Genomic DNA, 10096 nt, shown 5'->3' on the forward strand with positions numbered 1-10096 from the left:
TGTAAAATTATACCAGGGAGGGAAGATGATGAGAGATATCCAAAAGCTTAAGGAAATAGCAGTAACCTTAAGAAAAGACATCATTAAAATGCTTACAGAATCAGCATCCGGTCATCCAGGAGGTTCATTATCAGCAGTAGAAATATTGACTGCTCTTTATTTTAGTGAAATGAGGGTGGATCCTAATAACCCAAGATGGGAGGATAGGGATAGATTTGTATTATGCAAAGGACATGCGGCACCTGTTCTTTATGCTACCCTCGCAGAAAAGGGATTTTTTGATAAGTCCCATCTAATGACATTAAGGAAATTAGGATCAATACTACAAGGACATCCTAATATGAATGATACACCAGGTGTAGATATGTCAACAGGGTCATTAGGTCAGGGGCTATCGGTTGCTAATGGTATGGCTCTTGCAGCAAAGCTCGATAATAAGGATTATAGAGTTTATGCACTATTAGGTGATGGAGAAATAGAAGAAGGACAGGTTTGGGAAGCTGCAATGACAGCTGCTCACTATAAACTTGATAATTTAACAGCCTTTTTAGATCACAATGGCTTACAAATAGATGGTCAAGTTACTGAAGTAATGAACGTAGAGCCGGTTGATGAAAAGTTTAAAGCCTTTGGATGGCATGTTATTGTAATTGATGGACATAATTTTGAAGAGATATTTAAGGCTATTGATGAAGCAAAGTCAGTAAAAGGAAAACCTACAATGATTATAGCAAACACTATAAAGGGAAAAGGCGTATCATTTATGGAAAACGCTGTAGGTTGGCATGGAACAGCACCAAGCAAAGAACAATGCGAAAAGGCTTTAGCTGAACTTGGAGGTGAAAACAATGCCTAATTTAGCAACTAGAGAGGCTTACGGTAAAGCTCTTGTAGAACTTGGAAAGGAAAATAGAAATGTAGTTGTTCTTGATGCAGACCTTTCTAAATCTACAAAAACTGCTGATTTTGCAAAGGTTTTTCCAGAAAGATTTTTTAATATAGGTATAGCAGAGGCAGACCTTATGGGAACTGCGGCAGGACTTGCAACATGCGGTAAAATTCCATTTGCCAGCACCTTTGCAGTATTTGCAACAGGAAGAGCCTTTGAACAGATAAGAAATTCAATATGTTATCCTAATTTAAACGTTAAGATTGCAGCAACACATGCCGGTATAACAGTAGGAGAGGATGGAGCATCCCATCAATCTATAGAGGATATATCTCTTATGAGAACAATTCCAAATATGACTGTTATTGTTCCATGCGATGATGTTGAAACAATGGCAGCAATAAAGGCTGCAGCAGAATACGTTGGACCTGTTTACATTAGACTTGGACGTTCATCAGTTCCAACAATCAATGATGAACATACATATAAATTCGAAATAGGAAAGGTAGTTAAATTAAGAGAAGGTAAAGATGTAACGATTTTTGCAACAGGAATTATGGTGAGTGAGGCTCTGAAGGCTTATGAAATGCTAAAGGAAAAAGGCTTTGAAGCTGAAGTTATAAATATCCATACGATAAAACCAATCGATGCTAAGGCAATAGTTGAATCGGTAGCTAAAACAGGCTGCGCTGTAACATGCGAAGAACACAATATTATAGGTGGTCTTGGAAGTGCTGTTTGTGAAGTTCTTGCTGAAAACAAACCTGCACCAGTTGTTAGGGTTGGAGTTAAGGATACATTTGGCGAATCAGGAAAGCCAGCAGAACTTATGAAACATTATGGTCTTACTGCAGAAAATATAGTAGAGGCCGCTTTAAAGGCGATGAGCAAAAAGTAGTATTCCGGGGTTTTCCCCGGATTTTTTGTCGATAAGCTAGTTGTTTAACTTATAAAAATATGGTATATCTATAATAACGGGGGGATGAATAAATGAAAAAAATAAGATTATTCATTAACGACGCTTTAAAAGCTATGGGAATAGGGTTTGCTATATCATTAATAATTTTGTCTATTTCCTGGGCAATATGTTTTATTGTGTATAAAGGCAATACATTTTTAGTGTTTAATGGTGTCAAAAATTCTCTTTATTATATAGGTATTTTAATACTCTTTTTAAGTGCAGCTTTTTTTATTCAGAGGGATGCTACAAGGCCGTTAAATTATGAAGATGAATGGAAAAAGCATTTTAAGGTTTTAAATCTTGGATTTGTTATATTGTTTATTGGAATTGCTATTAACGTTGCTGGAATGGTAATTCAAAATATAATAGAAAAGTGAAGGAGGGACAGCTTTGAAGAAAATTAAGGAATATATTTTAATAACAATAGGATTAGTTTTTGTAGCAGCAGGTATTGAATATTTTTTGGTGCCTAATGATTTGGCTGCAGGTGGAGTTAGCGGTCTTGCTATTGTTATAAATTATTATTTTCCATCTATATCCGTTGGAACCTTTATGCTTGCTGCAAATATAATATTATTTATTGTAGCATTTATATTGATTGGACCAAGCTTTGGAGCGAAGACCATTTATGCAAGCTTGGGATTGTCTGGAATTATATGGGTTATGGAAAAATTTTTCCCTATAGCAAAGCCTCTTACAAATAATCTCCTTTTAGAACTTATATATGGCATTTTAATTTCCGGAGTTGGTATGGGAATTGTTTTTAACCAGAATGCTTCAACAGGTGGAACTGATATCATAGCTAAAATTTTAAATAAGTTTTTCCATTTTAACATTGGAAAAGCACTTTTAATTTCAGATTTAGTTGTAACTTTAGGTGCTTTAATAACCTTTGGTGCTGAAAAGGGTATGTATGCTCTTTTAGGTGTTATACTAAACGGTGCAGTAATAGATGAGGTGATACAGGGTATTAATACTGTAAAGGAAGTTAAAATAATAAGCAGCAAGAATGAAGAAATCAAAAAATTCATATTAGATGAATTAGGAAGAGGAGTTACAATATATTATGCCCGTGGTGGTTTTACAAATGAAGAAAAGGATATGCTGGTAGTTTTATTAAGTAGAAGAGAATTTATTAAACTTAGGGAGTTTATAAAAGATATCGATGAAAGGGCTTTTATAACTGTAAGCAATGTCCATGAGGTCTTTGGAGAGGGATTTAAAAGTTTTGATTAATGCTCCGACACAAAATTTTTGTGTCGGAATTTTTTTGTTGCAAATTGTTAAATAACAAAATATTTTGTGCTATAATACATGTAGGACAAAAGTCGAAGCAAGGAGATGTGTGTATGATAGAGTTTAAGAATGTTTCAAAGGTATATGGAAATAATCATATAGCGCTTTCAAATATAAACTTAAATATTAAAAAGGGAGAATTCGTATTTTTAGTTGGTCCAAGTGGAGCAGGTAAAACAACATTTATTAAGCTTTTATTAAAAGAAATTGAACCGACAAACGGTGAAATTATTGTAAATGGAACCAATATTACACAGCTTAAAAGAAAAAAGATACCTTATTATAGAAGAAACATTGGGGTGGTTTTCCAAGATTTTAGACTTTTATCGGACAAGACTGTTTATGAAAATATAGCCTTTGCTATGGAGATTGCTGATGTAAGCTCAAAGGATATAAAAAGAAGGGTTCCGCAGCTTTTAGCTCTGGTAGGTTTAATTAATAAAGAAAAACTCTATCCTCATCAATTATCCGGCGGTGAGCAGCAAAGGGTTGCTATTGCAAGGGCCCTTGCGAATAACCCAAGTTTAATTATTTGTGATGAGCCAACGGGAAATCTTGATCCGGATAATTCATGGGCGATAATGGAGCTTTTGAATGAGATAAACAAAAGTGGGACAACCATTGTTATGGTAACCCATGCCAAGGATATAGTTGATAGAATGAAAAAAAGGGTAATTGCACTTGAAAAGGGAGTTATAATCAGAGACGAACAAAGGGGCGTTTATGGATATGAAGATTAAAAGGATTAAGTATTATTTTATAGAAAGCATTAAAAATTTAGCAAGAAACAGGGTTATGGTTGTTGCATCAATAGGAACTGTTGCAGCATCACTATTTATATTAGGTATATTTCTTATATTGGCTTTAAATGTCAATAATGCAGCTGAAAGCATAGGAAAGACTTTAGAAATAAAGGTGTATTTAAAGGATGAAGTAACTACCCTAAAAAGGATGGAACTTGAAAGAGATATTAAAAATATAAAAGGTGTAACTGAAGTGGTTTATATCTCAAAGGAACAGGCATTAGAGGATTTAAAGAAAAAGCTTGGTGAAAACAAAGCTATTGCAGAGGGATTTGAAATGGATAATCCTCTGCCACAATCTTTTGTAATCAAAGTTGAGAAACCCGAACTTATATCAAAGGCATCATATGAAATATCAAAATTAGATGGTATTGAAAAGATATATGATGGGAAAGGCATAGTTGAAAAATTAATTAAATTTACCAATATAGTAAGAGTTGCAAGCTATTTTCTTATGGGAATCCTTGCAATAATTTCAGCCTTTTTAATATCAAACACAATAAAACTTGCTGTTTATGCAAGAAGACGTGAAATAAGTATAATGAAATATTTAGGGGCAACCGATTGGTTTATAAAGTGGCCTTTTGTAATCGAAGGAATTTTATTAGGACTTTTAGGGTCTGTATTGTCAATTTTAGTTTTGTTTTTCTCATACCAATACTTAACAAACAATGTATCTTTGAATTTACTTTTATTTAATTTTGTTTCAGCTCAAAGCCTTTTATCTTTTATATTACAAAAATTTATCCTAATGGGAGCATTGATTGGAGGTTTTGGAAGTTATTTAGCAGTTAAAAGATACCTTGTTTTATAAAATTCCGATGGGGGGTTCGAAAGTGCACAAAAGAATAGCCAGCTTTTTATTGTTAACAATACTTTTAGGCACATTGACTGTTAGAGCAGATGAGCTTACAAACAAAAAGAAACAATTGAATGAAGTAAAATCAAATATTAAGGAATTGAAGAGTAAAATTGAAGAAATTAAGGATGAAAAAGAAGATGTAATGCAAAAAATTAAAGAGTATGAAAATAAAGTAACAAGAATTCAAAATGAAATAGAGGATTTGAATGATAAAATTAAATCAAAGAAGGATGAAATAGAAACAACCAATAAAGAACTTGAAAAGGCAATTGAGGATTTTGAAACAGAAAAGGACCTTTATGCAAAAAGGCTTAGGGCTTTGTATATAGAAGGTAATGTAGGCTATATTGATGTTCTTTTAGCATCTGAAAGTTTTTCCGATTTTATTTCGCAGTATGAAATTTTTAACAGGATTATTGAATACGATAAAAATCTTTTAAAGGAAATGAAGGAGAAGCAGGAGGATATAAAGGCTAAAAAGGAAAGACTTGAAAGTCAAAAGAAGCAGCTTTTAGTCCTTCAGCAGAACCAGATGAATAAAAAATATGAACTTGCCCAGGCAACAGAAGAGCAAAAGAGCTACTATAAAAAACTAGAAGCAAATCAAAATGAACTTGAAAGATTGCTTGATGAAGAACTTAGAGAGTCTAAAAGACTTGAAGCACAAATTAGAGAGCTTCAGGCAAAACTTGCCCAAAGAAATGGGGGATCAAAATCATATTCTGGATCTAAAACAGGAATAATAAAGGTGAGCGACATAGGTTATATGCCTAAGGTTACATCATATTTTGGTAATAGATTTCATCCGATTTTAAAAAAATGGAAAATGCATACAGGGATAGACATTGGTATTCCAAGTGGGACTCCCATTTATGCTATGTCTGATGGGGAAGTAATTATTGCCCAATATCTTAATGGCTATGGATATACTGTTGTTATTGACCATGGTGGAGGAGTTACATCCCTCTATGCCCATCTATCGAAAATTCTTGTAAAGGAAGGTCAGGAAGTAGAAAAAGGACAAATGATTGCAAAATCCGGAAGCACAGGTTATTCAACAGGACCGCATCTTCATTTTGAAGTGAGAATAAATGGGGATCCTGTAAATCCTGAACCTTATTATATCGTTGGACAATAATTTGCCGTTATAAAAACATATAATAAATAATATAATAACAAAAGAAGACTTGACTTTCGAGGTGTTAATTATGAATAAAAATATAAAGTTAAAAAATGCTATAATTGCCATCATAATAACTAATTTAATAACTGTATCCCTTGTTGTGCTTTTACCCATACCATTTTTTGGTGGAAAAAGACTTATTTCAAAGGATCTATATGATTTTATAAAAAGGTATGATAAACTTTTAAAAGTTGAGAATCTTATAAAAAACAATTATGTGGATAAAAAGACGATAGATGAGAATAAGTTGATTGAAGGTGCTATAAATGGGATGGTTGATTCAATTGGAGATCCGTATACAGTTTATTTAGATAAACAGCAATTTGAGGATCTTTTAACACAAACCAGAGGAAGCTATGGTGGCGTTGGAATAGTTGTAGGGGAAAAAGAGGGGAAATTGACAGTTATAGCTCCTATTGAAGATAGTCCTGCTGAAAAGGCAGGTATTAAGGCGGGAGATATAATATTAAAGGTTGATGGAAAAGAAATTTCAGCAAAGGAACTTGAAAAGGCCGTTTCAATGATGAGGGGCAAGGAAGGAACAAAAGTTATTCTAACTATTTTTAGAGAAGGAAAAGGAGTAAAGGACTACGAGCTTACAAGATCTATAATTGTTTTAAAAACAGTAAAAAGCCAAGTTTTAAAGGGAGATATAGGATATATAAGGATAACTTCCTTTGATGAAAATACTGCTGATGAGTTTGAAAAGGCCTTTGAAAAATTACAAAAACAAAACATAAAGGGACTTGTGCTTGATTTAAGGGATAATCCCGGTGGACTTTTAGATACATCAGTTGCTATTGCAGATATGATATTACCACAAGGAACAATAGTTTATACGATAGATACCAATGGCAAAAAGGATGTTTGGAAATCAGATCCTCAAAATATAAATATGCCTTTAGTCGTATTAGTAAATGAGGGAAGTGCAAGTGCATCTGAAATTTTATCAGGAGCAATTAGAGATTTTAAAGCAGGAACATTAATTGGGACTAAAACCTTTGGTAAGGGCCTTGTTCAAAATATTATCGACCTTAAGGATGGAACAGGGCTTAAGGTTACAATTGCTAGATATTATACTCCATCAGGAGAGTGTATTCAAGGAAAGGGCATTATGCCTGATATAGTTTATGATTTACCTAAGGAATTGAAGGATAAACAGTTGCCAATTGATGAGGATCCACAAATAAAAAAGGCAATTGAAGTGTTGATGTCTAAAATATGATGGGTGTCATTAAGGCACCCGCTTATTAATATTCATGGGAGGTTATATATGGGTTTATTAACATTGATTAACTTTGCCATTAAGGCCTATGCACAGGGGGTTGTTGGTTTCTTATTTCAACCGATTGCATGGATATTTTTATTTATTTTGTATATTCAGTATAAAAGAATGTATGCACTACAAAGGGAAGTTTATTATGGAGACTTTAAATATAGCGTTAAGGATATGATGACGACTGCAATATTAGCCGGGCTTTTAGCCGGATTAGTTGCAAATATATTGATAACGTTAGTAGGAATTACATTTTCAAATAGTGTAGGACTGCAGATAGTTGTTTTAATTTCACTGCTTCTTTTGGCTATAAATCCAAGGTATGTATGTTTGTCATATTCAGGAGGATTATATAGTTTATTTTTATTAATAAGTCTAGGCTTAATTCAAAAGGGCATAATAAAATCTAATATATTTATAGAAATAATAAACTTAATAAAAATAGATATTCCATCGTTATTAGCTATCGTGGGTATAATGCATTTTATAGAAGCTATTTTAATGTGGTTTGATGGACATAGGGCAGCTATTCCTGCATTTATAAAAAAGGATGGGGAAATTACAGGAATATATGTCCTTCAAAGGTTTTGGCCGATTCCGCTTATTTTTTTCTTTTTAACTGCTGGTCCTATTCCACAAGGGGATTTAATTACAACGCCCGATTGGTGGCCTTTAATAAAGCCTACATTAACAAATATTGACGTAAGAAATGCTATATTTATGGCTGTTCCTGTATTTGCTATGCTTGGATATGGAGATTTTGCAATTTCCACTGATGTTAAAACAAAGGTTAAAAGAACATCTTCTCTGTTGGCTTTATTTAGCGGCATTTTGATTGGCTTATCACTTGTTGCTACTAAAGTATATATATTTAATTATATTGCAGCTATTTTTTCACCACTTGCCCATGAAGCTTTAATATTATATGAAAGATATATAGAAAAAAACGGACGTCCTTTGTGGAGAAGAATGGAAGAAGGGGTAGTTGTTTTGGATTCCATGCCTAATTCGCCGGCAGAAAAGATGGGCATTACTGCTGGTGACATTATAATATCAATTAACAATCAACCTATAAGGGGATTAGAAGATATTATTAATTTTTTCCAAAACTACAATAATTATATTTGGGTAGAAACTATTGATATTTTTGGAAAAAGAAAGCTATATGAATATAGGGATTATCAAAATGGCATTGATGAACTTGGAATATTGACTATTCCTAAATATAGTTTTAATGTTCCAATAATAGAAGATAGAGGTGGATTATTTAACATAATTAAATCCAAGTTTAGAAAACAATAAATGGCTGCCTATTAAGGCAGCCTATATTTGTGGGTATATATTCAAGTTATTGAAAAAATTACAAATAAGTTTTAAAATATAATTAGAATATTATAAAGGATGGCAAATATGAAAAATTTTATTAAAGAAGTCTTTATATTTCTGGCAAAATCCATATTAATTATTTTAATTGTCATAGCATTGACTTATTTTGCTTCGTGGAAATATGATTATAATTTCTCAACTTTGTTATTTTACATTGGATTAATGTTTATTCTTATAGGCTGTTTCTCATGGTTGGGGAGACTTAGGATGGAAACTAGTCAAGCTTACGTATTAACAAAGACAATCACCAATGAAGGCACATCTAAGAATTCACATTTAGACTATTTATCAAGGGATACAAGTCTTCATTTTTTACTAATTATGGCTTGGATAGGAATATGGTTGATTGTTTTGAGTTATTTTTTAACTTGATTTTGATTGGAGTGGTAAATAAATGTATATTAAACGCATATCAGTCTATATTTCCCTTTTACTTTGCATCTTTATTTTTTCCTCCTGCCAAAGCCCAAACGTTCTAAAACCTGATACCCCTGAAAATACAGTTTGGCTTTTTAAAAGAGCTGTTGACGATGGTAAATATGATAATTTGAATAAACTTTTTATGGATGAGAGAAAGAATGCTGTTTCAATAGATACCTTTAAAAAACTAAAGGAAATTTCAACGCCCGGCGCAAGTTTTAAGCACTATCAACTTTTGACTTTTACAAACGGTGAAATGGTGCTCATAAGATTGAGCCCTAACAAAATCGAAGGAGAATACAGAATAGAGGATGTAATAATAGTTCCAGAAGAAGCAAAGAAATTGTTTATGGATAATAAATGAAAGCTTTTAATTTGTAATTAAGGAGGTAAAATTCAGTGGAAAAATTAAATGAAAAATTGTATGGAGGAATTATAGTTTTAGCTATAGCAATTTTAACTTCAAGTATAATTCTTTCCTATACGGCCATAAAAATCACTAATCAAATTCAGGCTAATACTGTGAATAATAATAAAAAATTATTAACAATAAACGAAGCATCAAAACATATAAATCTTTCAGAAGAAGAAATATTAAAGATTATTTATGAAGAAGAAAAGCAATTAATCACATCTCATATTATTACAAGACCAAGATTTCCTTATTTAAAGATAAATGATAAATATTATATACCCAAAGATTTGCTTGATGAATGGATTAAAGCATAGTGTAAAATTATTGTAGGACGAAAAAGGACAAAAAATTTAAAAGAGACAACCCCTGTGGTAAAATAAAAAGTGGAAAAAACACAAATCAATAAGGGGGTGTCTCTTTTGAATAATATTATACAACATGATATTATACAACAACATTTAATAAATTTCACTACTAAATTAATAAAAAATGTAGAAGAAATGCTGTCAAAAGAATGGGATTTTACAAAACTTGTTGAGGTAGTTAAAGAATCGACTGATGAACTTGGAAGGAATATAATAAAAGACTTTTTAGAAGAATTAGAT

The 10096-nt window shown here is 32.2% G+C and carries 13 protein-coding genes; all 13 read left to right on the plus strand.

What is annotated here, in order from left to right; all coding sequences use genetic code 11:
• The first annotated feature begins 25 nt into the window (after positions 1–25).
• Entirely contained in the window at positions 26–856 is an 831-nt protein-coding gene (locus tag Q3V94_RS01165) for a transketolase (protein ID WP_303524694.1), read from the plus strand.
• The gene (locus Q3V94_RS01170) at positions 849–1787 is read left to right on the plus strand and encodes a transketolase family protein (protein WP_303524696.1); all 939 of its coding nucleotides are present in this window, start codon (positions 849–851) and stop codon (positions 1785–1787) included. Before Q3V94_RS01165 ends, Q3V94_RS01170 begins: the two co-directional genes overlap by 8 nt.
• A 92-nt stretch (positions 1788–1879) precedes the next feature.
• Positions 1880–2227 carry a hypothetical protein gene (locus Q3V94_RS01175; protein ID WP_303524698.1) on the plus strand — a complete coding sequence of 116 codons (348 nt, stop codon included), beginning with the start codon at positions 1880–1882 and terminating at the stop codon, positions 2225–2227.
• 13 nt (positions 2228–2240) lie between these two features.
• Entirely contained in the window at positions 2241–3086 is an 846-nt protein-coding gene (locus Q3V94_RS01180) for a YitT family protein (protein WP_303524700.1), read from the plus strand.
• A 113-nt stretch (positions 3087–3199) separates the two neighbouring features.
• Positions 3200–3886, plus strand: a complete 687-nt coding sequence (ftsE, locus tag Q3V94_RS01185) for a cell division ATP-binding protein FtsE (protein WP_303524701.1) — start codon at positions 3200–3202, stop codon at positions 3884–3886.
• Positions 3870–4763, plus strand: a complete 894-nt coding sequence (gene ftsX, locus Q3V94_RS01190; protein WP_303524703.1) for a permease-like cell division protein FtsX — start codon at positions 3870–3872, stop codon at positions 4761–4763. The genes ftsE and ftsX overlap by 17 nt, the downstream gene beginning before the upstream one ends.
• Before the next feature lie 22 nt (positions 4764–4785).
• Positions 4786–5949 (plus strand): murein hydrolase activator EnvC, encoded by a 1164-nt coding sequence (locus tag Q3V94_RS01195; RefSeq protein WP_303524705.1) that lies wholly within the window; start codon positions 4786–4788, stop codon positions 5947–5949.
• Positions 5950–6019: 70 nt separating this feature from the next.
• Positions 6020–7219 carry a S41 family peptidase gene (locus Q3V94_RS01200; protein ID WP_303524707.1) on the plus strand — a complete coding sequence of 400 codons (1200 nt, stop codon included), beginning with the start codon at positions 6020–6022 and terminating at the stop codon, positions 7217–7219.
• 48 nt (positions 7220–7267) lie between these two features.
• Positions 7268–8572, plus strand: a complete 1305-nt coding sequence (locus tag Q3V94_RS01205; RefSeq protein ID WP_303524708.1) for a PDZ domain-containing protein — start codon at positions 7268–7270, stop codon at positions 8570–8572.
• Positions 8573–8863: 291 nt separating this feature from the next.
• Positions 8864–9028, plus strand: coding sequence for a hypothetical protein (locus Q3V94_RS01210; protein WP_303524710.1), 165 nt, complete (start codon positions 8864–8866; stop codon positions 9026–9028).
• A gap of 22 nt (positions 9029–9050) precedes the next feature.
• The gene (locus Q3V94_RS01215) at positions 9051–9440 is read left to right on the plus strand and encodes a hypothetical protein (RefSeq protein ID WP_303524712.1); all 390 of its coding nucleotides are present in this window, start codon (positions 9051–9053) and stop codon (positions 9438–9440) included.
• A gap of 35 nt (positions 9441–9475) precedes the next feature.
• A complete protein-coding gene (locus Q3V94_RS01220) occupies positions 9476–9805 on the plus strand; it encodes a hypothetical protein (protein WP_303524713.1) in 330 nt (109 codons plus the stop codon).
• 105 nt (positions 9806–9910) lie between these two features.
• A partial coding sequence (locus tag Q3V94_RS01225) for a UPF0236 family protein (RefSeq protein WP_303524714.1) occupies positions 9911–10096 on the plus strand: 186 nt, incomplete at its 3' end.

Origin of the sequence: Caloramator sp. CAR-1 (assembly GCF_030546345.1) — a bacterium.
Lineage (GTDB): Bacteria > Bacillota > Clostridia > Clostridiales > Caloramatoraceae > Caloramator > Caloramator australicus.